General features: G+C 39.8%; 24 protein-coding genes. 12 read left to right on the top strand and 12 right to left on the bottom strand.

Annotated features, from left to right (window positions below; translation table 11 throughout):
• Nucleotides 1-16 precede the first annotated feature (16 nt).
• Nucleotides 17-1,102: a non-hydrolyzing UDP-N-acetylglucosamine 2-epimerase gene (gene wecB / locus AWW68_RS18510; protein WP_068224842.1), complete on the top strand. Its 1,086-nt coding sequence runs from the start codon at nt 17-19 to the stop codon at nt 1,100-1,102.
• Here the strand turns inward: wecB and AWW68_RS18515 are convergent.
• The gene (locus AWW68_RS18515; RefSeq protein ID WP_068224844.1) at nt 1,099-3,552 is read right to left on the bottom strand and encodes a YfhO family protein; all 2,454 of its coding nucleotides are present in this window, start codon (nt 3,550-3,552) and stop codon (nt 1,099-1,101) included. The two genes, wecB and AWW68_RS18515, sit on opposite strands and share 4 nt — an antisense overlap.
• Before the next feature lie 142 nt (nt 3,553-3,694).
• Here AWW68_RS18515 and ffh point away from each other — a divergent pair, with 142 nt between their 5' ends.
• The gene (ffh, locus tag AWW68_RS18520; protein ID WP_068224846.1) at nt 3,695-5,029 is read left to right on the top strand and encodes a signal recognition particle protein; all 1,335 of its coding nucleotides are present in this window, start codon (nt 3,695-3,697) and stop codon (nt 5,027-5,029) included.
• A gap of 474 nt (nt 5,030-5,503) precedes the next feature.
• Here ffh and AWW68_RS18525 read toward each other — a convergent pair whose 3' ends face one another.
• From AWW68_RS18525 to hisS, 8 genes are all read right to left on the bottom strand, one after another.
• Complete coding sequence (locus AWW68_RS18525) at nt 5,504-6,241, bottom strand: hypothetical protein (protein WP_068224848.1); 738 nt, start codon at nt 6,239-6,241, stop codon at nt 5,504-5,506.
• 56 nt (nt 6,242-6,297) lie between these two features.
• Nucleotides 6,298-6,795, bottom strand: a complete 498-nt coding sequence (locus tag AWW68_RS18530; RefSeq protein ID WP_068224850.1) for a nucleoside/nucleotide kinase family protein — start codon at nt 6,793-6,795, stop codon at nt 6,298-6,300.
• A 53-nt stretch (nt 6,796-6,848) separates the two neighbouring features.
• Nucleotides 6,849-7,826, bottom strand: a complete 978-nt coding sequence (locus tag AWW68_RS18535; protein ID WP_068224852.1) for a pyruvate dehydrogenase complex E1 component subunit beta — start codon at nt 7,824-7,826, stop codon at nt 6,849-6,851.
• Nucleotides 7,827-7,955: 129 nt separating this feature from the next.
• The gene (locus tag AWW68_RS18540) at nt 7,956-9,749 is read right to left on the bottom strand and encodes a tetratricopeptide repeat protein (RefSeq protein WP_068224854.1); all 1,794 of its coding nucleotides are present in this window, start codon (nt 9,747-9,749) and stop codon (nt 7,956-7,958) included.
• A gap of 348 nt (nt 9,750-10,097) precedes the next feature.
• The gene (locus AWW68_RS18550; RefSeq protein WP_068224857.1) at nt 10,098-11,099 is read right to left on the bottom strand and encodes a glycosyltransferase family 2 protein; all 1,002 of its coding nucleotides are present in this window, start codon (nt 11,097-11,099) and stop codon (nt 10,098-10,100) included.
• Nucleotides 11,099-11,431 (bottom strand): YbaB/EbfC family nucleoid-associated protein, encoded by a 333-nt coding sequence (locus AWW68_RS18555; RefSeq protein WP_068224859.1) that lies wholly within the window; start codon nt 11,429-11,431, stop codon nt 11,099-11,101. Before AWW68_RS18555 ends, AWW68_RS18550 begins: the two co-directional genes overlap by 1 nt.
• 22 nt (nt 11,432-11,453) lie before the next feature.
• Nucleotides 11,454-13,187 (bottom strand): gliding motility-associated C-terminal domain-containing protein, encoded by a 1,734-nt coding sequence (locus AWW68_RS18560; RefSeq protein WP_068224861.1) that lies wholly within the window; start codon nt 13,185-13,187, stop codon nt 11,454-11,456.
• A gap of 53 nt (nt 13,188-13,240) precedes the next feature.
• Nucleotides 13,241-14,614, bottom strand: a complete 1,374-nt coding sequence (gene hisS, locus AWW68_RS18565) for a histidine--tRNA ligase (RefSeq protein ID WP_068224863.1) — start codon at nt 14,612-14,614, stop codon at nt 13,241-13,243.
• Nucleotides 14,615-14,772: 158 nt separating this feature from the next.
• Here hisS and AWW68_RS18570 point away from each other — a divergent pair, with 158 nt between their 5' ends.
• The gene (locus AWW68_RS18570) at nt 14,773-15,069 is read left to right on the top strand and encodes a hypothetical protein (RefSeq protein WP_068224865.1); all 297 of its coding nucleotides are present in this window, start codon (nt 14,773-14,775) and stop codon (nt 15,067-15,069) included.
• 48 nt (nt 15,070-15,117) lie between these two features.
• Here AWW68_RS18570 and AWW68_RS18575 read toward each other — a convergent pair whose 3' ends face one another.
• Nucleotides 15,118-15,618, bottom strand: a complete 501-nt coding sequence (locus AWW68_RS18575; protein WP_068224867.1) for a metallophosphoesterase family protein — start codon at nt 15,616-15,618, stop codon at nt 15,118-15,120.
• 178 nt (nt 15,619-15,796) lie between these two features.
• Between AWW68_RS18575 and AWW68_RS18580 the strand changes: the two genes are divergently transcribed.
• The 3 genes from AWW68_RS18580 (at nt 15,797) to AWW68_RS18590 (ending at nt 19,082) form a co-directional block, all read left to right on the top strand.
• A complete protein-coding gene (locus tag AWW68_RS18580; protein ID WP_157717725.1) occupies nt 15,797-17,206 on the top strand; it encodes an OmpA family protein in 1,410 nt (469 codons plus the stop codon).
• A gap of 158 nt (nt 17,207-17,364) precedes the next feature.
• Complete coding sequence (locus AWW68_RS18585) at nt 17,365-17,667, top strand: ArsR/SmtB family transcription factor (protein ID WP_068224871.1); 303 nt, start codon at nt 17,365-17,367, stop codon at nt 17,665-17,667.
• 50 nt (nt 17,668-17,717) lie between these two features.
• Nucleotides 17,718-19,082: an NAD-dependent succinate-semialdehyde dehydrogenase gene (locus AWW68_RS18590; protein WP_068224873.1), complete on the top strand. Its 1,365-nt coding sequence runs from the start codon at nt 17,718-17,720 to the stop codon at nt 19,080-19,082.
• Here AWW68_RS18590 and AWW68_RS18595 read toward each other — a convergent pair.
• Nucleotides 19,079-19,843 (bottom strand): YdcF family protein, encoded by a 765-nt coding sequence (locus tag AWW68_RS18595; protein WP_068224875.1) that lies wholly within the window; start codon nt 19,841-19,843, stop codon nt 19,079-19,081. The genes AWW68_RS18590 and AWW68_RS18595 overlap by 4 nt on opposite strands.
• A gap of 147 nt (nt 19,844-19,990) precedes the next feature.
• On the opposite strand from AWW68_RS18595, the gene AWW68_RS18600 reads away from it, so the two are divergent.
• The 6 genes from AWW68_RS18600 (at nt 19,991) to AWW68_RS18625 (ending at nt 24,013) form a co-directional block, all read left to right on the top strand.
• Complete coding sequence (locus AWW68_RS18600) at nt 19,991-20,503, top strand: RNA polymerase sigma factor (RefSeq protein ID WP_068224877.1); 513 nt, start codon at nt 19,991-19,993, stop codon at nt 20,501-20,503.
• On the top strand, nt 20,490-21,254 hold the full coding sequence (locus AWW68_RS18605; protein ID WP_068224879.1) for a HEAT repeat domain-containing protein: 765 nt from the start codon (nt 20,490-20,492) through the stop codon (nt 21,252-21,254). Before AWW68_RS18600 ends, AWW68_RS18605 begins: the two co-directional genes overlap by 14 nt.
• A 79-nt stretch (nt 21,255-21,333) precedes the next feature.
• On the top strand, nt 21,334-22,110 hold the full coding sequence (locus AWW68_RS18610; RefSeq protein ID WP_157717726.1) for a DUF4097 family beta strand repeat-containing protein: 777 nt from the start codon (nt 21,334-21,336) through the stop codon (nt 22,108-22,110).
• 58 nt (nt 22,111-22,168) lie between these two features.
• Complete coding sequence (locus AWW68_RS18615; protein ID WP_068224885.1) at nt 22,169-22,903, top strand: hypothetical protein; 735 nt, start codon at nt 22,169-22,171, stop codon at nt 22,901-22,903.
• Between the two features lies 1 nt (nt 22,904).
• A complete protein-coding gene (locus AWW68_RS18620; RefSeq protein WP_068224887.1) occupies nt 22,905-23,594 on the top strand; it encodes a DUF4097 family beta strand repeat-containing protein in 690 nt (229 codons plus the stop codon).
• A gap of 146 nt (nt 23,595-23,740) precedes the next feature.
• The gene (locus AWW68_RS18625) at nt 23,741-24,013 is read left to right on the top strand and encodes a hypothetical protein (protein WP_157717727.1); all 273 of its coding nucleotides are present in this window, start codon (nt 23,741-23,743) and stop codon (nt 24,011-24,013) included.
• A 59-nt stretch (nt 24,014-24,072) separates the two neighbouring features.
• Here AWW68_RS18625 and AWW68_RS20520 read toward each other — a convergent pair whose 3' ends face one another.
• A complete protein-coding gene (locus AWW68_RS20520) occupies nt 24,073-24,381 on the bottom strand; it encodes a type II toxin-antitoxin system RelE/ParE family toxin (protein WP_068224890.1) in 309 nt (102 codons plus the stop codon).
• Nucleotide 24,382: the final 1 nt, after the last annotated feature.

Here is a 24,382-nt window from a genome sequence, read left to right on the forward strand (position 1 = left end):
ACACAAAACTTGCTGTATGCATATAACTATCGTTGCCGGAACCAGGCCTAACTTCGTTAAAGTTTCTCCAATCATTCACGCTATTAAAGATTATGAAAAGAAACATCAGGTTGGTTTAGAATACACTTTAGTGCATACAGGTCAGCATTATGACGATAAAATGAGCGGTAGCTTTTTTACCGATCTGAATATTCCTCAGCCAGATGTCAATCTCAGTGTTGGTTCGTGTTCACATTCTGAACAAACAGCTAGAATTATGGTGGCTTTCGAGAAACATTTGCTCGAAAATAGGACTGACTGTGTTTTAGTAGTAGGAGATGTTAACTCTACCATGGCTTGTGCTGTGGTAACAAAGAAGCTTAACCTAAAATTAGTTCACGTTGAAGGGGGACTAAGGTCATTAGATAGATCAATGCCGGAAGAAATTAATAGACTTCTTACCGACTCAGTTACTGACTATTTTTTCACTACTACCCAAGAGGCAGATGAAAACCTTCTGAAGGAAGGGATTGAGAAAGAACGAATTTTTCTTGTTGGAAACGTTATGATAGACAGCCTAGTCAAATCACTAGAAAAGACAAGGTTTCCGAATGTGTTGAAGGGTGAAGATTTGGAGAATTATTTCTTGTTAACGTTGCACAGACCTTCCAACGTAGATGATGCTGTTAAGCTTAATACTTTTCTAAAAACTATAGATAAAGCAGCTGGTGAGGCTAAAGTTGTGTTTCCTGTTCACCCAAGAACAGAATCTAAGATAACTGATAAAGGAGACTACCAGAATATTTTATTTATACCACCACTGCCGTATCTGGAGTTTCTAGACATGATGAAAAAATCTGTTGGTGTAGTCACAGATTCTGGAGGAATTCAGGAGGAAACTACATTCTTAAAGATTCCATGTGTTACACTTCGAGAAAACACAGAACGCCCAGAGACTATACACATAGGCACTAATGAACTCATTGGTGAGAACCTGAACCTGTTGACCTCTTCTATTGAGAAGATATCAATAGGAGAATGGAAAAAAGGTTCAATTCCTACTTTTTGGGATGGTAAAGCATCTAATAGAATTGTCAGTAAACTAGTAGAGCTCCTGTCTTAGAGTGCGGATTCCTTTCTAACAGATAGGTATACAGCACCTAAAAAGCACAGAATTACAAGTATTGAGAAAACGGTCATTATACCACTTCCCACTTTGTAAATCTTCGGTTCAAAGCTAAATTCAATGGTGTGGTTACCGGCAGGGATTGCAAGTGCTCTCAGAATATAGTTTGCTCTAAGCATATCTACTTCTTCTCCATCTATTGTTACTTTAAAACCTTTAGGGTAGTGCACCTCCGAGAACACAGCAAAGCCATCTCCAGTATTGGACGACTCGTATTTCCAGTATCCAGGATGATATTCCGTAAGCTCAATCGTTCCATCGGTTGAGGTGCCAATGCCTTGAGGAACTTCTCTTTGATTAACGATAGCAGTTGTGGCAGGGGTTCTAAGCGTTTTAGTTTCATTGAACTCACCATCGGCATCGTTAACGTAGTTAATATTTCCTACAAACCATGCAGAACCAAGTGCTCTAGGGTTGATCATTGCATCTTGTGCACCAGGCTCAATCACATACTTCGTATTCAGCATGTTGAGCATTGGAGTACTAGAAAAATCTGGTATTGAGCCTTTGCCCATATCCTGAGCAACAGCGCTGAATTCAGGTAAAATAGCATTGTCAATAAGCTCCTGATATCTTCTAATTCTGGCTCCATGATATCCATTTACTAGATGGTGATGATAAGATGAAGTGGCATTATAGAATGAGCCATTCATGTCGATCACTCTATCACCAAGCGCCTTGTTTTGTGTGATAAATCTGTCGGCTTGAGTAAATGCAAAAGCGTTCGATTTATAGGTTTTGCTATAGTTGGAATCAGAAATGAATCTATTGCTGACAATGACTATTTCAGCTATACCAATAGCAATGAGAGAAAGATAAAGCACGGTTTTCTTAACCGAACCAATTCTATTGAGGTAAATGGTCAAGGCAAAAATGGCTATGAACCCGAATGCCCTTAAAGCATCTGCGGAGAATAGAGATTTACGGTCGGCTTTAAATGCTCTTAGTAATTCTGGTGGTAGTTGAGACTGGCTGTCGTAAGGGCCTCTAAAGCTGAAAGTGCCTGCAAATATTGATAGTAACAAAGCAAGTCCTGCTGTTGAACCCAAAGCGATTAAGAATTTCTTTTTGGTGTCTTTGTCCCACTTCAGTTCAAATAGCTTTTGTAAGCCCATCATTCCTAAGAGTGAAATGGAGGAAATTGGCATAACCATGGTGAAGGTCACCGACCTGAACTTATTGTAGCCTGGGAAGTAATGGAACATGATGTCGTTGAACCATGCCATATTTCTACCATAGCTTAGGATGATACCCAGAACCGCCACGGCAACTAGCCAGATTACATATTTTCTTTCTACCAGTATGCAGCCTAAAACAAACAGGAATACCATAATAGCACCTGCATAATATGTTGTTGGAGTTTCTTGCCCCCAATATGGTCTAAACCTTGGGTCTCGACTTAATAGTTGATTTAGCTGTTGGTTGTTTACTCCATTGTTTCTTAAAAACTGAACAGTTTCTGAGTCACTTGGGTAGGTGCCATTTCCTCCCAAAGCATTAGGGATGAATAAAGTGAAAGGATCCCAAATACCATTTGAGTATTGAAAGGCGTAAGAAGATGAAAGTCCATCGGCATTCATTTCATCATCTACTTGTTGACTCAGCTCGGAAGCTCCTCTGTTGGAATACTTTCCGTATTCATAAGTAGCATAAAACTCTCCAAAGAAGGTCCCTATGGCCATTACTGCCGCTATTACTAACAAGCCAAGACGCTGAGAAAAGTCTTTGATTGTACCGCCTTTGTAAGCATAAATAAGTTGAAGAAGTCCGTAGATGCCTATGATGAAAGCTAGGTAATAAGTGATCTGAAGGTGATTTACCCTCAATTGCATGGCAAGTGCTAGAGCGGTTAAACTCGCGCCTAAATATTTATTTCTTGTGAAGCAAAGGTGAATTCCACCCATTACCAAAGGCATAAAGGAGACAGCTGAAATTCTGGCGTTATGCCCAGCGGTAAGGCCAATAATATTGTATGAAGATAAACCGAAAGCTACAGAACCGATAAGCGCTAAATACGGATTTACCCTAAAACAAAGAAGCATAATGTAGAAGGACAGCATGCTAACGAAAATGATTCTCACTGGGTGGGGAAGGCCTAATGAAAAAAGTGCATGAGTGTGCTTAATCAACTGATTCCCCCATTTTACGCTAATCAGATAGGCTGGCATTCCTCCGAAAATTGAATTAGTCCAAAGGCCTTCTTCGCCTGTTTCTGCTCTGTACTCCATCAATTCATGAGCACTAGCTTCCCACTGAACTATATCGCTTTGGGCTAAACTCTGATCATCGAAAAAGACCGGGTTAAAAAATGAAACGGTAATAATCAGGAAAATAATAACGGCAATCAGGTGCGGTAAAACATCCTGAGAAAAGTTGATCTTCTTCATTCGGTTAGTTCAGTTTGGGGCACAATATCCTCATTAAGGACACTAATACAAAAGTATATGATTCGATTTATGGAGCTAAGTCTTTTCAACGGCTTTTTATGCAGGGAAAAATGGCTATTTTTGCAAGCCAAAAGTTAAAAGCATGTTTGAAAATTTAAGCGGGAAGTTAGATAGAGCTTTTAAGACTCTTAAAGGACAAGGGTCAATCACCGAAATCAACGTAGCAACAACAGTTAAGGAAATCAGAAGAGCCTTAATCGATGCGGATGTTAACTATAAGGTTGCCAAAGATGTGACCGATAAAATCAAAGAAGAGGCCCTTGGTCGCGATGTATTGATTTCAGTTAGCCCTGGTCAGTTGTTGATCAAGATTGTAAACGAAGAGCTTACCCAGATGATGGGTGGGCAAAAGGTAGATATGACCCTTCAGGGAGACCCTGCCGTTGTGCTTATCTCTGGTTTGCAAGGTTCTGGTAAAACTACTTTCTCTGGAAAGTTAGCCAGAATGCTCAAGTCTCAGGGCCGTCAGGTATTACTGACTGCCTGTGATATTTACCGCCCAGCTGCGATTGACCAATTGAAAGTGCTCGGTGAGCAAATTGGTGTGGAGGTTTATGCTGAACCTGAAAACAAGAACGCAGAAGAAATTGCCAATAACGCCATCAAACATGCAAAGGCTACTGGTAAGAAAATTGTAATTGTCGATACTGCTGGTCGTTTAGCGGTAGACGAGCAAATGATGCAAGAGATTGAAGGTTTGAAGAAAGCCCTTAATCCTTCTGAGACGTTGTTTGTGGTTGACTCAATGACTGGTCAGGATGCAGTGAACACTGCTAAGACCTTCAACGAAAGACTCGATTTCGATGGAGTGGTGCTAACTAAACTCGATGGTGATACCCGAGGTGGTGCAGCTCTTTCTATCAGAACCGTTGTAGATAAGCCAATCAAGTTTATTTCGACTGGCGAGAAAATGGAAGCTATCGATGTCTTCCACCCAGATCGTATGGCCAACAGAATCCTAGGAATGGGTGATGTTGTGTCATTGGTTGAAAAGGCTCAGCAGAACTTTGATGAAGAGGAAGCTAAGAAGCTGAATAAGAAGATTCGCCAGAATAAGTTCGACTTTGACGATTTCCTTTCTCAGCTAGATCAGATCAAGAAAATGGGTAACCTGAAAGACTTGATGGGTATGATTCCTGGTATGGGCAAAGCCTTGAAAGGTTTGGACATAGATGATGATTCATTTAAGCCAATCGAAGCTATTATACGCTCTATGACCAAAGAGGAGAGAGCGAACCCTGAATTAATGAATGGTAGCCGTAGAAAGCGTATTGCTGATGGTTCTGGAACTTCTATTCAAGAAGTAAACAACCTTATGAAGCAGTTTGGCGATATGCGTAAAATGATGAAGATGATGAACAAGGTTGGTGGTAAACGAGCCATGCAGAGCCTTGCTCAGATGGGGGGAAGAAGATAGTCTGAAAGCTAAAGTTAGTATCTTCACCAACGTGTTCTTGCTTTGGGTGAGGGTACCCAAAGTGGCCAACTAATCCTCTAATAATTTTACAGCTCCTAAAGAAATAGCTAGTCCTCGTTCGCAACGAGGACTTTTTTATTTCAAGCCTTATAAATATCGATTAGGATAAGAATGGATGTTCTGAGCTGCTATGCGAGGAGAATGATAGTGTAAGTTAGCAAAACGATCATTATTGCTCCAATGAGAATATTGGAAAGTCCGATCAAAAAGCCCTCAGGAGTACCACTGGATTTCCGATCTAAGATGTCCTTGAATGAAGGAGGAGGACTTTTTTTAAACAAATGGAAAAACCTAAATAACACCCATTTGACCGAGGCACCCAAGTATTCAAGTAAAACTGATCCAAAATACTCTTCCAAGATAAATTTCTTTTGATATTAACAAACGTGAGTATCAATGAATACTTTAAGACACCTATTGCTCCTCAGCTGGTTTAGCCACTAACCCTCTGGCTTCTTTGTAAGATTCCCACTTCACCCAAGCTAACTGATTGTCATAGTCATAGCTTTGAAAGGTGAGTTTGAAGCGGTGCCTTTTATCATCGAAGTACCGGATGTCATCGGCTGCAATGGTCTTAGTGCTATCTGCTTTTTTATTCACTATATATTCAATGTCGGTTTCGCCTCTTTTCCAACGAAGGGTGTAGTAGTCTAAGTTTTCATTGATGCGGTATTTGCCATCATCCTTTATTAACACCTTTTCAGTTTCTAATAGCTTCTTGTTGTGGTAGTCGTTAATGTAGATTTTAGCTGCTCCGTATTTGTTTAGGAATTCATGCGATTTATCTTCTCTCAAATAGGCCTGAATTTTCACCAAAAGGCTATCTATAAAGTAAAGGTTAATGTCATCGATGAAGTAAGATTCAGCTAAATAATCGATCCGGTTGAGTCTGTAGATGGTAAAGTCATCTGTGTAGAATTCACCATAGTGCTTAAAGACTCGTAGGTCTATATCTTTCATATGCTGATTAAGCTGTAACGAACCAAACTGGAACTGATAGTTGGGCATATCGGCATACACTCTAGTTCTCGGCTGATCAACCTCTTGAACAACTTCCGGAATTGTTTCTAGTTGCTCAGGTTCCTTTTGAGGTGCAGAGCATGAAATGACGAGTAAGAATAACAGAGTGAGGGCGGAAAGTGCTTTTTTCAAAACTAAGTCTTTCGTTAAAGAAAGAGCTTATGTCTCGGATTTGCAAGCGATGAGATTTAATTTCTACCGAGTCTCCCTAAAATTGTAGTTAATGGACTATTTATTTCAGTAAGTTCAAAATCTACATTAATGCTGTGCGGATTATGGTTCTTAAGATGTGAATGCCAAACGTGTTCTATAAACCATACTGGTTCATATCCCCAGCGTGTCTCTTCCTTTCTACGCTTTACAAACTCTTCTTTACCGATAGAAAGTAAAATGGTTAGGTCGGCCTCTCTAACTAGGCTCTCATCACTCAAAGCGAATATCCCTTCGGCAATAACGTATTCGTGCTTCTCCTTAGCCTGGCCTATTGCTTCTTTCCACTCCGTCCAGTCTATAGATTCTGGAGTTTCCCAGTCAACTCTATCTTTGATGGTTGGTATTTCTGACTCTGGTTTTACAAACTCATCCTGATCCAGATGCTTGGCATTCTTGAGTTGAGCGCACAATCTTTTAGCTAGAGATGATTTCCCTGACCTGCTTACTCCAGCAATAAGAACTAATTGACTCATAATAAAAAAGCCCTGACGTTTCCATCAAGGCTTCAATTTAATGCTTTATAAAACTACTTGTACATTACTGAATCAACGGCCTCAAGGGTTCTCTTCACATTAGGAAGAATGGCGTCAATCAGGGTAGGAGCGTAAGGCAAAGGAAGGTCCATGCTGTTCACTCTTTTCACAGGAGCATCTAGGTAGTCGAATGCATCTTTCTGAATGTTGAAGGCAATGTCAGCTGAAATGGAAGCTAGTGGCCAAGCTTCTTCAACAACAACAAGTCTATTGGTTTTCTTCACCGATTCTACAATTGTTTTGTAGTCTAGTGGTCTTACTGATCTAAGGTCAATAACCTCAGCATTTACACCATTTTTGGAAAGTTCTTCAGCAGCTTCATTAACTACTTTCATCATTTTACCGAAAGAAACTAGAGTAACGTCAGAGCCTTCTTTTACAATGTGAGCCTGACCAATTGGTAGTAAATATTCTCCTTCAGGAACTTCGCCTTTATCTCCATACATTAATTCAGACTCCATGAAGATTACAGGGTCATTATCTCTAATGGAAGACTTTAGAAGTCCTTTTGCGTCATAGGGATTTGATGGAACAACCACTTTCAAACCTGGAGTATTAGCATACCAGTTCTCGAAGTTTTGCGAGTGCTGAGAGCTCAACATTCCAGCGTTACCAGTTGGGCCTCTAAATACCATTGGCATTGGAAACTGACCTCCAGACATCGACATCATTTTAGCAGCTGAGTTGATCACCTGATCAATAGCTACTAATGAGAAGTTGAACGTCATGAATTCGATAATAGGACGAAGGCCGTTCATTGCTGCGCCAACACCAATTCCTGCAAAACCTAATTCGGCAATAGGAGTGTCTATCACTCTTTCAGCTCCGAACTCATCGAGCATGCCCTGGCTCACTTTATATGCACCATTATACTCTGCAACTTCTTCACCCATGAGGAAGATTTTCTCATCTCTTCTCATTTCTTCCGACATGGCTTCTCTTAGGGCTTCTCTGAATTGTATTTCTCTCATCGAACTCTTTTTAAACGGCCGTAAAAATAATCAATCAGGGTTCAAATCCCAACATAGATTCTGTTTTGAATTGGCATAAAAAAAGCCTCCGGTTTGTACCAGAGGCTTCACTATTAAAATATGGTTTTCTTAGTTAATCAAGTCCATGAAGGCTTGAGAACCAGTGTATTGTCTGAATTCTAGATCGGTTGCAGCTTTAGACTTTAATGAAGAATCGGCATTGATAGCATTTCTTAGGTGCTCAATTACCTTGTTTTCATTGTCTTGACGAGCAGCAGCTACAGCAGCAGCATAGTGTGCCATAACGTAACCTCTATCGCTACTAATTACGCTTTCTAGAGTAGACTGAGCATTTCTGAAGTCTTTTCTTAGTAACTGAACTAAACCTTTGTTGAATTGATCTACAGATCTGTTGGTAGCTCTGTTCAAAGAAGCAATAGCTAAATCGTAACGGCCAACTCTAGTTTCTACATATCCTTTAGCACCATTAACGCCTTGGCTTACTTCGTTACCTGGGTTCATTGCAACAGCTTTAGTTAAAGCATCGTGTGCACCCCAAAGGTTTTCTTGCATTGCCAGAGCCATACCCATGTTAGCTTGAGCATAAACATTGGCTTGTTTCTGGTTTGAGATATTGAAATGGTTCAACGCAGTTTTAACGTGGTTAGTCATTTCTCTACCTGAAGTTTGCATAGCCATTTGCAAGTGAACAGCACCTAAGTTGTTATGTACAACGTAAGTATCGTTTTTCTTAGCGGCAGCTTCGTAAATCTTCTGCTTCTCAGTCAATGAAGGGTTGTTAGCAGCGGCATAAAGCATTTCTTCTAAAGAAAGCGCATCAGCAGATGCAGAACCGTTAGCAATTTGAGTAGCAAGAGTAGCAATTTCAGTTCTAGCTTTCTTAGGCTTAACTGTTAATACTTCTGTTTTAGCTGTTCTCAACTGAGGGTAGATGTCAGTGAAAACTTTGTTGTAAGTGCTAAGCGTCTGAAGTTGTTTTTCTTTCTGCTCGAAAGAACCTGTACCGTTGATGATGTTAGTCCACTCAGACTTTTGAGCAGAAGTGATACCATTATAGCTAGCAAGCATGTTTTTTAGGCCAGTCCAATCCTGAACGATAGGCTTCTGGATGAATCTGATTTGGCTAGCCATGTTTTGGTAGTCATACTGATCCATCTTTTCTCTGTACCATGCTTCAATAGCAGCAGCTCTTTCTCTTGAAAGCTCAGAGTTGAATGTTTCTTTACCTTCTGGAGAGTGAGTACCTGTGATAGTAACAGTTCTTGTAACATTTTTCTCTGCAATGAATGCAGCGAATTTTTCACCTCTATCACTGTTTTTCTCAGAAGTTTTGAAAACAGATCTTCCTTGGTCGAAGAAGAACTCAACATTAGTTGGGATCAATTCTTCTTGGTCGTTGTAACCGTGAGGAGCGTAAGAAGCATAGTAAGAAGGCTGTACAAGTTTAGAAGTAGTAATTACTCCATCGGCAATGCCTAATCTTTCAGTTTCTAGGAAGTTGCCATTCTTTGGGTTCAAAGCTTTACCTTGAACTTGAAGGCTACCTCTGTTCATTCCATCAACATAAGGGAACATGTAAGTTTCAGTGATAGATGGTTGCTCAGTAGCAGAATTAGGGTAGTCTACTTCTCTGAATTGAACAGTTTTTAACTGACGCTCTTGCGTTCCGTAAGTATAGAAAGTGTTGATTTGATATACTTTTTTCGGCTTGAGCATTTTCACCGGAAGTTTGGCAGACATCTCAAATTTTACAGTATCTGCGTGTACTTCAAGAGGACTTGGAGTAACTGTCAACTGTTGGTCTTTAGCCATTTTCTTCATCTTGCTCAAGGCACAACCCGAAAGGGTAAAAACGGCCACTAGAGCAAATAGAAAAAACTTTTTAGCAGTTTGGGTTTTCATAAGAATTTTGATTGTTTTCGTCTGTTTAAGCCTGATTTAGCAGGCTGCAAGTTTAATAATTTTTTAGTACTTTCCGATTTCACCTATGAGAAATTGTTTCTAAATTCGGACATCTTTTAGCGAAATGGAAAGAATTCAGCAGTTTTTTGAGAATCAAGCCTTTGGCGTTTGCACTAAACTTGGTGAGAAGCTAAATCTTTCAACTTCTAGCATCAGACTTTTCTTCATTTACGCCTCGTTTTTAACCTTCGGTTCGCCTCTAATTGTTTATTTAGGTCTAGCTTATGTAATTAATATTCGCAAACACCTAAGAAGGAGACAGAACCCGGTTTGGTATAATTGATCTGATTAGAGTTGATCAAAGGTTTTCTTACCTTTTACAAAGTACTGCCAAGCTATGAACCCTTTGTAATACGGAATGTTTTTTCCGGGTGAAGGGGCTTTTATTCTTTTTTTCCAAGTCTTCGGTAAATTCACTAGCGTGCTTAAATGTGCATGAAGAATGGCTATTCCATGTTGAGGACCACTTTGCAAGGAAAATTTGAGTAATGCAGACCAATCTAGAAGTATTCTTAATGGCAACTTCCAAAGCAGGGCTAAAGCACTTTCGTTCTTTATTATCAAGCTTAATCCGTTTCTGAAATTAAGGTAAGTTTTTTTCGGCTTCGACTTGTTAAGTGTACCACCGCCTAGGTGGAAAATAGTGCTGTCTGGACAGTAAACTACTCTGCCTCCTGAGTTCCAAATTCGCCAACAAAGGTCTATTTCTTCCATGTGGGCGAAAAAGTCTGAATCAAGACCCCCTAGTTCTAGATAGGTGTTTCTATGGATAAATAAACAGCTGCCAGAAGCCCAGAAAATACTTCTAGAATCTGGATATTGGTTCTGGTCTTCTTCTAGGGTTTCGAATATTCTGCCCCGGCAAAAGGGGTACCCCATTAGGTCTAAGAAGCCGCCTGCGGCTCCTGCATATTCAAAACGTGTTTTGTTTTTGTAGTCTAGAATTTTTGGCTGAATGGCTTTAATTTCTTTGTCAGTTTCAGCTAGTTTTAATAGAGGGGCTGTCCAGTTAGAGCTAACTTCTACATCCGTATTTAATAAAACGGTGTATTCTGATTCAATTAAAGGGAGGGCCTTATTGTAACCTTCACAAAACCCATAATTCTGATCAAAACAGATGAGTTTTACTGTTGGGAAGTGCTCCTTAACAAACTGTACAGAATTATCTGAAGAGCCATTGTCAACCACATAGATGCTGTGAGGTTGACTATATTCAACCACAGAAGGTAAAAAAGTTTCTAGGTGATTTCTCCCATTAAAGTTGAGGAGAACAATGGATAGTTTCTCCATTAAAATAAGTTGCCCAAGTCCATGCCAGGGATATTGGGCATAAGCCCATCGGTGCTTTTCTTTATTTCTTCTTTTGCGCGAGCGTCTGCCTTTTCCATAGCATTGTTGATGGCGGCAACGGTCAGGTCTTGTAGCATCTCTTTATCGTCTTTGCTCAGAAGGCTTTCATCGATATCAATTGAGATAACGCTTTTCTTCCCATTAACTACAGCTTTCACCATACCAGCTCCGGCTTCACCAGTTTCTTCTATAAACTCTAGCTTCTCTTGGGCTTCCTTCATCTTGGCTTGCATCTCCTTCACCTTGCCCATCATTTTCATCATATCAAACATAGCTGCTCAATTTTCTCCAAAACTATCGAATTAAAACAAAACTACCCGATTTTGTAATCAGCAGATTGTCTGCATTCTGAAATGAAATCTGATAAAGATAAGTTCCACTTCTTGCGGGTTGGCCCTCATAGTCTCCATTCCATCCTTTGGCAGGATCGGTGCTGTAGTAAATCAGGGTTCCCCACCTGTTGAAGATTGCCATTTTAAAGTTTGCATAAATACCTTCGCTTATCTTGAATTCATCGTTAATCTGATCTCCATTTGGGCTAAAGGCGTTCGGCACTCCCAAAGAGGTAGACAGTACTAAGCAACTTTCTGTAGAAACCTCAGATTGATTCCCACATTCGTCCATATAAGCTATTCTGTAGCAAACTTCACTTGTTCCGCTAGGGATGGTGGTGTCTGTGTAATTCGCAGATGCGGTTCTAAATACTTCTTGAAAATCTGGGCCAGTATCTTTCCTATAAACAATATACTCTCCTAAGGGGAAGTGGGTGGGTGGGAGAGTTAGTTCTACGAGGGAACCTCTAATAGATGCTACATTGGGAGGAGGGGAGGGAAGGAGTATTGAGGTCGACTCAAATGGCTTCATTAAGATGCCTGTTGAGACAATCCCGTCATCAGTTCTTTGGAATTTTACTTCAACTATTGAGTTGCAGTTGTCTAAACTAATGGTAGTACTACTTTGATGAGTATTGTACGAGTTTAATAATGAAGTACCTGAAATTAGGTTGATTTCGGTGAAGTTTTCTTGGAAGGTAGACCATTGAATATCATATGTAAATTGATCTGAGATGTTTTCATTCGTTAATCGAGAGGCAATGGAATAGGCTGTTTTAGAGGTTTGGTTTGATGATCCACAGTCATCGGTGACTAAGAGTTGAAAAGCGTAAGGAGATTGAGAAAAATTGAAGCCAGGATCTTCGAAGGTGAATTCCTCATTGTAAGTATTAGGATTAATCTGAGCGACTGACCTTAGCCCAGTTCCATCGTTGGCTAGTAGTTCGTATTTTAATCCTTTGGCTAATCGATTGTAGGTGAGGTTGATTTTTGAGCCATCTAGAACTTCCAGTGAGGTGATTTCTGGAGTAGGAAGAGTCTGAAATGCTGAAACAACGTAAGGAGGTGATACGCAGCTAGAGGAAGTGCCGTTATTAAAATGTCCTCTAATGCTAAGATTGTAGCTCCCAGGGTTTGAGAAAGTGTAGGAGTAAGGAGTGTCTCCATTCCAGTTTTGGATGTCAATGGTGTTTCCTGGGCCATCCTGAAAATTGATGCTGTAAAAATCGTATGGGTCACTGTTTTTATCAAAGATCAACTCAAAGCTATTGCCTTGGCAATTATTGACTGTTACGGCAGGTGGGTTAGAATAGTCCAAGACATCTATTCTAATATAATCTACTCTAGGTACCGTTGCTGTTCCTAAAATCTGTATGGCGTAGTATGTACCAGGGGTGTTATAGGTAAAACTGTTATTAGCTGTAAGGGTGCCATTGAAGCAGCTCGGGTCTGTTTTGTAGTTAGGGCATGTGCTGGGATCAATGGTGTTATCAAAAATATACTGCGCAGAACCAATTGTTCCACTAAACTTGTTTTGAATGCTAATGGGAAATGGACCGCACCCAATGATAAAATCTGTTTCAAAATCGCCATCCGTACTTCTATTCTGAGACTTTAGATTATGATGGCAAAGCGTCAAAAAAAAAGTTGCGATTAGGATGCTTGTTAACCTAGAAATGAGTTGTTTTTTGGGCATAGCAATACTCGATAAACGCTAGGCTAGTCTGAAAGTTATATATTAACCAAAGCCTATAGTTCTTCTTGCAAGTTGGTAATAACATCTTCTATTGTGAACATATCTTGATTACCAGTTTCCATATACTTCAAGGTATAACGTTGTTGTTTTATTTCTTCAGAGCCTATTAATAAAACGAATGGTATGCCTTTTTTATCTGCATAGCCTAACTGTTTTTTCATTTTAGCAGGTTCTGGATATACTTCAGAGGCAATGCCCGCATTTCTGAGCTGACAAAGTAACTGAAGGGAGTGTCTTTGAGCTTCTTCATCGAATGGAACAAGCAATACTTTGGAGTATTTGGCTTCGGAAATAGGGAAGAGGTTCAGCTCTTCTAGAGTGTCGTAAATACGATCAATTCCGAAAGAAACGCCAACTCCAGAAATACCCTGCAGTCCAAATACTCCAGTAAGGTTGTCGTAGCGCCCTCCGGCAGTTATAGTGCCCATTTTTACCGTAGTTGGCTTTACTTCATAGATCATTCCGGTGTAATAGGAGAGACCTCTTGCTAATGTAAAGTCTACCGATACTTTGTCTGTTAAAAAGCCCAGAAGGCTAAGGTTGTCAAGTGTCTCTTTAACCTCAGAAATACCATTCTGACCAATTTCTGATGTGCCGAATATCTCTGCAAGCACATCTAATTTGCTTATGTTATGACCAGTTAAAGATAATATAGAGTCTAGCGTTTTTAGGCCAGCTTCATTAACTCCAATGCTTTCTAGTTCTGAAAAGACCTTTTCTTTTCCGATCTTATCCAGCTTGTCTAGTATCACACAGAAACGGCTGAATTCCTCTTTTGCACCGCAAACTTCAGCAATACCCTCGAGCACTTTTCTGTTGCTAATGGCAATTTGGTAAGCATCGAATGTGAGTTTTTTATACACCTCTTGAACCATCGCTAATAGTTCTGCTTCACATACCAGTGAATTAGTGCCTACTATGTCTGCATCGCATTGGTAAAACTCTCTATACCTTCCTTTCTGAGGACGATCGGCCCTCCATACTGGTTGAATCTGGTATCGTTTAAATGGAAAAGTTACTTCCGTTTGATTCATTACTACGTATCGAGCAAACGGAACGGTTAAATCGTATTTAAGACCTTTTTCCGTGATTTTAGGACTTAGCGATTTATATCCTTCGGCATAATCGTCATCATTTACTTTGCTCAAGAAATCTCCTGAGTTCAATACTCTAAACAATAACTGATCTCCTTCATCGCCATACTTGCCTGTCAGTACAGAAAGGTTTTCCATAGCTGGCGTTTCAAGAGGCATAAAGCCATACTTTCTAAATACATCCTTGATAGTATCAATAATGTAATTGCGCTTGAACATCTGTTCTGGACCGAAGTCTCTAGTGCCTTTTGGTAATGAAGGTTTTTGAGCCATATCTCTCAATTTTTGCCAAAACTAGTAAAACCAATCCTTTCATTCGAAAGAATTTGTGCTTCAAAAAGGAAAATTCGAAAGTTTTATTTGTAGAAATATTCGCAAATCAATATTAAACCAGTATCTTTGTGCCCTCATTCAGAAATAAGGTCTTAATCATGGGAGTTACAAGATTAAAGAGAAAAGGCAGAAGAAATAAGCAGAGAGCTGCTGAAAGACAAAATTCAATTAAGCAATTGACGGCTAAGCCAGTTTTGAAAAACGTAGATAAAGAAGAGTTAAAAGCTTCTTTCAAAACTGAGGAGCCTAAAAGAGCTGCTAAAGCAAAGAAAGAGGAAGCTCCTAAGGCTGAGGCTAAAAAGGCTGCTCCAAAAGCTGAGAAAGCAGAAGAGCCAAAAGCTGAAAAGAAAGCTGCTGCTAAGAAAGAGGAGAAAAAAGAAGATTCTGCTGAGTAATCAGTCTAAGATATTGATAGAGAGTCCTGATTTACATCAGGACTTTTTTTATGCTTGAGCTCTTTTGCCAAGTTCAATTACCTCTAGATTTTTTATAGAACCTGCTTCTAAGTCGAAACGAAGGAGTGTTCTCATTTGGTGAAAGCCATGTTTTCCTGCTGCGCCAGGATTCATGTATAGGGTGCCTAGTTCTTGATCCATCATAACTTTTAATATGTGGCTGTGGCCGCAAATGAATAGTTTGGGTTGGTGTTTTTTAATCAGGTCCTTAACTCCTTTTGCATACTTTTTGGGTTTGCCACCAATATGAATCATTAGGGTTTTTACAGATTCATTTTCCATTACCAGAAATTCTGGTAACTCTTTTTGCATTTGATGGCTATCGATGTTGCCGAATACAGCTTGGGTGGGTTTAAAAGACTGAAGTCTTTTGAGTACGTCATTTTCGCCAATGTCTCCCGCATGCCATATTTCATCACAGTTTTTAAAGTGGTGGAAAACTCTTTCATCGAGGTTGCCGTGGGTGTCGGAAATCAATCCAATCTTCATGTGTCCAAGATTGGGAATCTTTTCCGTTCTCAAGACTTATTCCTATTTAAATTTTCATCGTTTCTTAAATTTTATATTGTAAAACTTAGATTTTATTTAATTATATTGCTTTTAAGTGGTTAAGGGAAAGCTTGGCCAATTATTTGACTATTTCGCACACATTAATCAACAACAAGACATGAAAAAACTAGTACTACTTTTTGCGATGGTTGTGGTCGCTTCATCAATGAATGCACAAACCTCAGACGATCCGTGGTGGATCGATATTAACTACTCTAACAATAAGTTCAGCTACCGTTACTACGAGAGTTTATTCGACTTCGGAGATTTAGATAACTCTGGTTTTAGAGTAGGTGTAGATAGATACCTTAATAGCAGTTTGGATGTGGAGTTTGGAACTTCCTATGGCAAGTTGAGCCATGAAGATATTTTTGAAGCTAACGTTTTCGATGTAGACTTAAGGTTGGTCTACAAATTGGCCAATGGGTATTTGCTGAAGGAAGAATCTAAGGTTGCTCCTTTTGTGTTTGCTGGCTATGGCGTTACTTCATTCAGCAATATTCGCGGATTCTACACTCAGTTTGAGGATGGATTAAGAAGTCATATGCCACTTGGTGCTGGTCTAGAATTCAAAGTAACCGAAGGTGCTAGTATTGAAGCTATGGCATCTTACAAAAAGAGCATTGAGCAAGCGCCTAATTACATGCAGTATACTGTAGGTGTTTCTTTCTCTCTTGGAGGTAAAAGAGATTCTGATGGAGATGGTGTTTTAAATAAAGAAGATGCTTGTCCTAACGTTGCGGGCCCAGTTGAAAATAAGGGTTGTCCGTGGCCAGATACTGATGGTGATGGTGTTTTAGATAAAGACGATCAATGTCCTACCGAAGCAGGAACCTTAAATGGATGTCCTGATGCCGATGGTGATGGAATTAAAGATAGCGAAGATGCTTGTCCTAGTGTGGCTGGTATAGCCAAATTTAATGGTTGTCCTGATACTGACGGTGACGGTATTCAAGATTCAGAAGATGAGTGTCCTACAGTTGCAGGTACTTTGAATGGTTGTCCAGACAGAGATGGCGATGGTGTAAAAGATAGTGAAGATGAGTGTCCTTCAGTTGCTGGAACCCTTAATGGTTGTCCAGATAAAGACAAAGACGGTGTTAAAGACAGCGAAGACCAGTGTCCTGAAACGTATGGTTTGGCATCCAATGGTGGTTGCCCAGAAGTGCAAGAAGAGGTTCAGCAGGTTTTGGATCTGGCGGTTAAGAATATCCAGTTCAACTCTGGTAGTGATGTATTGAGGCCTAGCTCTTTTGAGTCATTGAATCAGGTAGTTCAATTAATGAAAGAGAATAACTTCAATATTAAATTGAGTGGTTACACAGATAATACTGGTAATGCGGCTTCCAACTTGGAGCTTTCTAAGAGAAGAGCCAATTCAGTGAAGAAGTATATTGTAGATCAAGGAATTGATGCTTCTAGAATATCTTCGGACGGATATGGAATTGCTAATCCAGTTGCTGATAACAGCACAAGAGAGGGGAGAGCTGCCAATAGAAGAGTTGAGATTGAAATAATCTTCAGATAAGAATAGTCTGGTTTAAAATAATAGGGGCTGGCAAAGATTTTTGCTGGCCTCTTTTCGTTTTACGTTGTAGCTAGGTTTGAAAGAGTGTGCTAAATAATCTGGCTAGTGTTTTTTAATATGAACGTATGTTCATATATTTGATAAACAAACCTATCCTAATGGAAGAGCAACTTGATCATGATAGAGTTGAGAAAATTGCTTTTGTTTTAAAAACAATTGCTCATCCCATGCGTGTCGGCATTATAGATTTGCTGAACGAGCATGAGAAAATGTCTGTAAATGACATTACGGCCTATTTAGGCTTGGAGCAGTCCTTAACTTCCCACCACTTGGCCAATATGAAAATGAAAGGCATCCTCGGTAGTAAGAGAGAGGGGAAGAATATTTTCTATTTCCTAAGAATGAAAGAGGTGGTAGATCTAGTGAAGGTTCTAGAAGGCGTAGATGTAATAGTGTTTTAAATTTCTCTTCTTAGTCGTAACAAATAAGTCCGCTCGGTACTTTTATAGTTATGGCATTTAAATCAACTAATCCGTTTAATAATAAAGTCGAAGCAGAATTCGATGAACATTCCGAAAACTATGTGCAATCGGCAGTAGAAAGAGCTGATGGCGCTTTTCATACATGGTCTAAAGAGTCATTTTCCTATCGGTCTAAGCTTTTTAAATCATTAGCTAAATACCTTAAAGACAATAAAGAACACCTAGCAAGTCTTATGACTTTGGAAATGGGGAAGATAGCCTCAGAGGGAGTTTCTGAAGTAGAAAAGTGTGAATGGGTATGCGAGTATTATGCAGATAATGCTGAAAAATTTCTAAAGGACGAACTTTTGGAAAGCGATGCTAGTAAGGCTTTTATTAGCTATGAACCGTTAGGATGTATTCTGGCTGTTATGCCTTGGAATTTTCCTCTATGGCAAGTTTTTAGATTTGCAGCACCTACTCTAATGGCTGGAAATACAGGTGTTTTGAAGCATGCATCTAATGTACCTCAATGCTCACAAGCTATTGAAAAGGCGTTTATCGAATCTGGTTTTCCTGTAGGGGTCTTTCAAAGTTTATTGATAGGCTCTGATAAGGTAGAAGCACTAATAGATGATGATAGAATTAAGGCGATAACCCTCACAGGGAGTGAAATCGCTGGTTCAAAAGTTGCCGAATCTGCTGGCCGCAATATCAAAATCTCAGTATTAGAATTAGGTGGGAGCGATCCATTCATTGTGTTGTCAGAGGCGGACTTAGAAAAGACGGCTCGCACGGCTGCAAAAGCACGAATGATTAATTGTGGTCAGAGCTGTATAGCCGCAAAGCGCTTTATTGTGGTTGAAAGAATTTATGAAGAATTCTTGGCCAAATTTGTGGCGTATATGAAAACCTATCAACCAGCAGATCCAAGCCTAAAAACTACCAATTGCGGTCCTATGGCTTCTAAAAAGTTTGCCGATGATTTGCTGAAGCAAGTAGAAGAATCTGTAGAAAATGGAGCTGAAGTTGTATTGGGTGGTCAAAGGGTAGAGGGTGAAGGAGCATTCTTTCAGCCGACTATTTTAGCCAATGTTCAGCCAGGTCAGCCTGCTTATGAAGAAGAGATGTTTGGTCCTGTAGCTTCTGTTATCAAAGTTAAGGATATGGAAGAGGCTATTAAGGTCGCGAACGATTCTCGCTTTGGTCTCGGAGGTTCGGTTTGGTCTGAAGATAAGGACCAAGCATTAGAGGTCGCTAGAAAAGTAGAAACAGGCGCTATGTTTATCAACTCAATGGTGGCGTCTGACCCGAGATTACCTTTCGGTGGTATTAAAAAATCTGGCTACGGCAGAGAGTTGTCACATTTAGGAATTCGAGAATTTGTCAATAAAAAGACGATCGTAATTGACTAAATGTAGCCCATAAGTTTATACGTAGCCAAGCCAACCCATTCTTTAAAAAGTATTTCCCATTTATCTATGGCGTTGGCTCTTGGTATTATTACATCATCAAAATTGAGAGTTGGTCTATCTGTCAAATAGCCAGCAGGAAAAGTGTCAAAGGTTATGCCTTCTTTCTCAAGGCATAACCTAGATCGCTTCATGTGGAAGGCTGAAGTAACTAGTAGATATTTCTGACCTGCAAAGTCTCTCCTTAATATCTCTGCTGTCTTTACTGCATTTTCATGAGTGTTGACTGCATCTGGCTCTACTGTTATTACTGTGTCTGGAACTCCTGCCAGCATTAAGAACGACTTCAGTCTGTCTGCTGCTCTGCTGTTTTCTACTTGTTCAAAACCCAGTCCACCACTTACTAAAATGTGTTTTACTTTTCCTTCTTTGTAGAGCTGGAGTGTGTGGGTAATTCTATCGGCTCCATTATTAAAATACACCCTATCTCTTGGGGTTTTACTGCCTTTAGTTACTCCAGAAAAAACAATCGCAACATCGTAATTTCCGATTTCCGAGAACGGGACTGGCTCATATTCCCACCAAAGCATTACCCTATTCGCAATGTATTGATTAGAAAAAAGTGTGAGAAGGCCGAGGGCTAGCCAAAAGCAACGCTTCCTCCATTTCTTATTCTTCCATAGAACAGAGACCAGAAATAGACCAATAATCCAAGTTAAAGGTCGAACGAAAAAAGCGAGTATTTTAGAGAGGATGAAAAACATAGCTATTCCTAAAGCGAAAATAATCTCAAATATTTTATAAACCTTATCTTTTGATAATCAGGTAGATGTGTTTGTGTTGCGATGTGTTTTCGAAATAATTTTTCATCGCCTGTAATGACTGTTGTATCATCTCGTCTATAGAACTGAATGGAGTTGCAAGAATTTAAAACTAAGGTTTTACCACTAAAGGATAGACTTTTCAGAATAGCAGTGCATTTGCTAAAGTCTGCCGAAGAAGCTGAAGATGCGCTTCAAGATGTAATGGTAAGGCTCTGGGATAAACGAGGGCAGCTTAAAGAATACAGAAGTGTAGAAGCTTTTGCGGTGACAGTCACCAAGAACAGGTGTTTCGATAAACTCAAAAGTAAAAAGCACAAATATCATCTCGATGTACAAGAGCTTGAAGTCGATTCGGGTTTTGAAAGTCCATACAAGAGACTTGAGCTGAGTGAGAGTATGCAGGTGATGATTAGGTCTTTTCAGGAATTGCCTGAACAGCAAAGACTGCTAATTACACTGAGAGATTTAGAAGGCTATAGTTACGAGGAAATAGCAGAGCAGACCGGCCTTCAGGTCAATAATATTAGAGTTGGGCTTTCTAGGGCAAGAAAAGCAGCTAGAGAGGCCTATTTAAAAGTAGCAGATTATGAACAGCAATAAAGACATAGAAATTCTGATCGAAAAGTATTTCAACGGGGAGACTTCTCTGGAAGAGGAAAAGCAACTCCAAGTTTTCTTTCAAGGAGAAGATATTCCCGCTGAATTGAAGTCTTATCAAGATCAGTTTCTTATGAGTGAAACGCTGAAGAAAGTTAGTTCTAATAACTTTTCTGATGACGACCTCTTTGCAAAGCTTGATGCTCGAGAAGAACAATCTAGGGTGGTAGTGATGGAGCCTAAGCGTTCTACTGTACTCACTTGGACATACCGTGTAGCGGCTGCCGTAGCATTAATAATGGTGGGGTTTTGGGTAGGAGGTCGGTTTTCTACCAATGAAGAAGTTAAGCTAATGCAGCAGGAGTTGGCAACACTAAAAAGTCAGTTGCAGAGTAGTTCTGCTAGTGGAAGGCTGCAAGCTGTGAGTAATGTTTCTGGAGTAAAGAAGTCTAATAAAGAAATGATTCTGACACTGGAAGCTGTAATGAAAAACGATCCGAACATGCATGTGCGTACCAAAGCGGTAGAGGCACTGGTTAAGACGGGTAGTAAACAAGAAGTACTTGAGCTGCTCAGTGGAGCCTTGCTTGAGGAATCTGAACCAGCAGTTCAAATAGCAATCATCGATGCGCTGATTGGGTTGGACGAAAGCTCGGCTATTCAATCGCTAGAAAAACTAACTGAAGAGGAGGGTGTGCTCAAAGAAGTTAAGGATGAAGCCTATCTAGGCATCTTCAAACTAAAAGAAATGTAATTAATAATTAAAAAATAAGGACGGTCCAAAAGTTTAAAACTCATCCCGAAACTCGGGGCAAAAAAGTAAAACAATGAAAATGAATAGATTGAACAAAGTAATGATGGTAATGACTTTAGTAGCCATCAGTTTAATGAGCGCTCAAGCTCAAGATTATAAGTTGGCGGTTTCAAACCCATCGGGTAAGACACTCCATGTAAAAGAGGTCAATAATGTAAGGGTAGAGGCTTACGATGGTAACGAGATTCAGATAGAAACTAGTAACAAAGGTGGGCGACCAGAAAGAGCTGAGGGCCTAAAGCCTCTAAGTGCTCGAGGAGAAGATAATACAGGTATTGGTTTGAATGTAACTTCTGAAGGTAGTAGTGTGACCATATTTCAGGCAGCTCGCAGAGAAGATGGTATGTTCAAAATTAAAGTGCCTAAGGGAATGAAGGTACAGATTGAGCATACAGGGCAATATGAAGGCGAAAAGATTGAGGTATACGGTGTTTCATCTGAGCTAGAGATTTCAGGTAGATATAACGATGTATACATGGAAGAGGTAACTGGCCCTGCATTGGTTAATACGGTTTATGGTACCATTGTGGCTAAATTTTCTTCTCTCAGCCAAGTTGGTCCAACTTCACTCGTTTCGGTTTATGACGATGTGGATGTAACCCTACCGGCTAATACAAAGGCTAACATTGTGGTAAAAACCCCTTACGGTGAGGCCTATTCGGATATGGATATAGAGTTCTCCAAAAATGGAGATATGAAGAAGATTAGCTCTACTATTCAAGGAACTCTCAATGGGGGCGGTGTTGATTTAGAGATTAAAGCCTCTTACGACAACGTCTATCTCAGAAAGAAATAAATCTAGAATCCCCAGTGTTAGGTCAGCGCTGGGGATTTTTCATCTTAACTCAAATATCATGAAAAACATCACCACACTTTTACTTCTTTTTCTGTGCGCTAGCCTTTCTTTAGCACAGCAAGTCGAAAAGAATTATCCATTAGCCAATACGGAAAAGCTCTCGCTAAAATTCGAATATCCTGAATTGGTAAAGGTGAGTACTTGGGATAAGCAAGAAGTGCAAATAGTAGCCAAAGTGTTAATCAATGGGCAAGATGGGTCAGAAGATTTTGTGCTGTCTCCTACAAGGAATTCAGGTCAGCTGACAATTTCATCAGAACTGAAAAATCTTGATAGCTATAAACAAAACTATGTTTCAGTTCAAAGTGATTCTGATGAAAATGAGTCGATTATAGTTAGCAGGGATGGATCTACCTATAAGATAGGAAAGGGTTCTAAAACCTATTACAATGGAACTGAGATTGAGGTTTTATTAGAGGTGTTTCTTCCTGAAAATGCCCTCGTAGAAATTGATGCTAAATACGGAATGGTAGAGGTGTTGTCTGCTCCCAAGCAACTGAATGTTTATGCAAAATATGGCGGAGCTGATATCATGATTAAAGAATCGGCATTGAAGAATTTGTATGCTTCAACCAGTTGGGGTCAGATATTCTCCAACCTTTCTTCTAAGGTGTCTGTAGCTGGAGATGATATGCTGGGTAAAAGCTTGGTAGCTGAAATAGATAATGGCAGTGGGGTGAACTCAGTAAAGGTGCAGTCGGAATATGGTAATGTTTTCCTTAGAAAGAACTGATATGAAGACTATTCTAACTGCGTTATTCGTGATGGCTTGTTCTTTTGTGCAGGCTCAAAGCGAGTTATTTGAGAAGAAAGTGAGCTTTAACAATCAGCGTGTAGATATTGATGCTGAATTGGTAGATAAGATTACCATCAGTAATTGGGCTGAAAAGCAAGTGGGGGTAGTGGTAAAATACTCCATCAACGATGGTGATTTGAATGATCTGCTGCAAGTCTCTCTCGATGAGGGTTCAAATCGCATTCGTCTAAAAGTAGAGTTGGACGACAAAAAGTTAGAAGACGGTGGTTACTACAGTTGCGATGATGAAAAAGCCATGAGTTGGGGCAGAAATGGGAAGCAAAATAGAATTTGCTTGGATGTTGTAGTGGAAGTGAAGCTTCCTGCCGATGCTGAATTAGATGTAGAATCTGTAATTGGTGATTTATTCATTGCAGGCACTTACAAAGAGCTATATGCCAAAACTGTCACTGGTGATATAGAGCTAGAATGGCCCGAGAGTCAGGGTGCAGAGGTGGAAATAAAAACCGTAAATGGCGGTATTTATACTAATCACAACTTTCAGATGAAGGAAGATAGAGGCTTGCCTTTAATCAGCTCACATGAAGTAAAAGGCAACTTAGGCAAGGGTGGGAAGTATGTGTCGCTAGAGACAGTAACTTCAGATATTTATTTTAAGAAGAACTAGGTGAAGAAGTGTTAAGCAAGTTTAACCAGTGCTAAAGTTGCTAGGCAATGCAACATTTCGGCCTTAGGCATCATCTATATATTAAACAACTGTAAGTCAGTAACCATTCTGAGCAAGTTGAGTCTAAAGAATAAAGTGTAGTTAGAATGTTTTTCCAACCAATATATTATCCCGAAGCGATGAGCAGCCAAGACAAAGTCACCATTAGCGGTGTGGTTTTTCATGTGGAAGACACCTGCCGAAGTATGTTAAATGATTACCTCAAATCATTCCAACAAAAACAAAAGGATGCTTGGTGCGAAGAGCGATTGGCTGAATTATTATTAGAGGAATTAAATGAAGTTGGAAAACAGATCGTTACAGAAGAACAAGTTCATCACTTGATACAAAAGACAAAACACTTACAAATGCCTGATTAGTTTTTGGTTTGAGATAAATTTAGCATAAAAGTGTTTTCTATCCGGAAGCCCTAAGTCAATTAGGGCTTCTTTTTTATAAGGGCTTCTGAAAATCTGACAGGATCCTGTCGATTGTCCCAAAAGGTAAGAAGAACTATTTCTGAATTTCCAATATGGTAAAAGAGCCGAATATGCTTGTGGATTAATATAGATCTAAAGTCACGATTAAGGTGTTTTTTCCCAATCTCAGGCCTTTTGGCCAGAGAACTGATTCTTGCATCTACCAGCTGTAAAAAATGGTCGGCTACATGGTTTCCCCAAACGTCAATTAAAAATTCATAAACTTGGTTGAGAGATTTTTTCGCAGTGTATGTCCATTTGACTTTCATT

This window comes from Roseivirga spongicola, assembly GCF_001592965.1.
GTDB classification, from domain to species: Bacteria; Bacteroidota; Bacteroidia; order Cytophagales; family Cyclobacteriaceae; genus Roseivirga; species Roseivirga spongicola.

What these genes read in the sequence shown, in the direction of transcription:
- wecB (WP_068224842.1), top strand. Translation starts at nt 17, where the DNA reads ATGCATATAACTATCGTTGCCGGAACCAGGCCTAACTTCGTTAAAGTT.
- AWW68_RS18515 (WP_068224844.1), bottom strand. Translation starts at nt 3,552, where the DNA reads ATGAAGAAGATCAACTTTTCTCAGGATGTTTTACCGCACCTGATTGCC.
- ffh (WP_068224846.1), top strand. Translation starts at nt 3,695, where the DNA reads ATGTTTGAAAATTTAAGCGGGAAGTTAGATAGAGCTTTTAAGACTCTT.
- AWW68_RS18530 (WP_068224850.1), bottom strand. Translation starts at nt 6,795, where the DNA reads ATGAGTCAATTAGTTCTTATTGCTGGAGTAAGCAGGTCAGGGAAATCA.
- AWW68_RS18535 (WP_068224852.1), bottom strand. Translation starts at nt 7,826, where the DNA reads ATGAGAGAAATACAATTCAGAGAAGCCCTAAGAGAAGCCATGTCGGAA.
- AWW68_RS18540 (WP_068224854.1), bottom strand. Translation starts at nt 9,749, where the DNA reads ATGAAAACCCAAACTGCTAAAAAGTTTTTTCTATTTGCTCTAGTGGCC.
- AWW68_RS18550 (WP_068224857.1), bottom strand. Translation starts at nt 11,099, where the DNA reads ATGGAGAAACTATCCATTGTTCTCCTCAACTTTAATGGGAGAAATCAC.
- AWW68_RS18555 (WP_068224859.1), bottom strand. Translation starts at nt 11,431, where the DNA reads ATGTTTGATATGATGAAAATGATGGGCAAGGTGAAGGAGATGCAAGCC.
- AWW68_RS18560 (WP_068224861.1), bottom strand. Translation starts at nt 13,187, where the DNA reads ATGCCCAAAAAACAACTCATTTCTAGGTTAACAAGCATCCTAATCGCA.
- hisS (WP_068224863.1), bottom strand. Translation starts at nt 14,614, where the DNA reads ATGGCTCAAAAACCTTCATTACCAAAAGGCACTAGAGACTTCGGTCCA.
- AWW68_RS18570 (WP_068224865.1), top strand. Translation starts at nt 14,773, where the DNA reads ATGGGAGTTACAAGATTAAAGAGAAAAGGCAGAAGAAATAAGCAGAGA.
- AWW68_RS18575 (WP_068224867.1), bottom strand. Translation starts at nt 15,618, where the DNA reads ATGAAGATTGGATTGATTTCCGACACCCACGGCAACCTCGATGAAAGA.
- AWW68_RS18580 (WP_157717725.1), top strand. Translation starts at nt 15,797, where the DNA reads ATGAAAAAACTAGTACTACTTTTTGCGATGGTTGTGGTCGCTTCATCA.
- AWW68_RS18585 (WP_068224871.1), top strand. Translation starts at nt 17,365, where the DNA reads ATGGAAGAGCAACTTGATCATGATAGAGTTGAGAAAATTGCTTTTGTT.
- AWW68_RS18590 (WP_068224873.1), top strand. Translation starts at nt 17,718, where the DNA reads ATGGCATTTAAATCAACTAATCCGTTTAATAATAAAGTCGAAGCAGAA.
- AWW68_RS18595 (WP_068224875.1), bottom strand. Translation starts at nt 19,843, where the DNA reads ATGTTTTTCATCCTCTCTAAAATACTCGCTTTTTTCGTTCGACCTTTA.
- AWW68_RS18600 (WP_068224877.1), top strand. Translation starts at nt 19,991, where the DNA reads ATGGAGTTGCAAGAATTTAAAACTAAGGTTTTACCACTAAAGGATAGA.
- AWW68_RS18605 (WP_068224879.1), top strand. Translation starts at nt 20,490, where the DNA reads ATGAACAGCAATAAAGACATAGAAATTCTGATCGAAAAGTATTTCAAC.
- AWW68_RS18610 (WP_157717726.1), top strand. Translation starts at nt 21,334, where the DNA reads ATGAATAGATTGAACAAAGTAATGATGGTAATGACTTTAGTAGCCATC.
- AWW68_RS18615 (WP_068224885.1), top strand. Translation starts at nt 22,169, where the DNA reads ATGAAAAACATCACCACACTTTTACTTCTTTTTCTGTGCGCTAGCCTT.
- AWW68_RS18620 (WP_068224887.1), top strand. Translation starts at nt 22,905, where the DNA reads ATGAAGACTATTCTAACTGCGTTATTCGTGATGGCTTGTTCTTTTGTG.
- AWW68_RS18625 (WP_157717727.1), top strand. Translation starts at nt 23,741, where the DNA reads ATGTTTTTCCAACCAATATATTATCCCGAAGCGATGAGCAGCCAAGAC.
- AWW68_RS20520 (WP_068224890.1), bottom strand. Translation starts at nt 24,381, where the DNA reads ATGAAAGTCAAATGGACATACACTGCGAAAAAATCTCTCAACCAAGTT.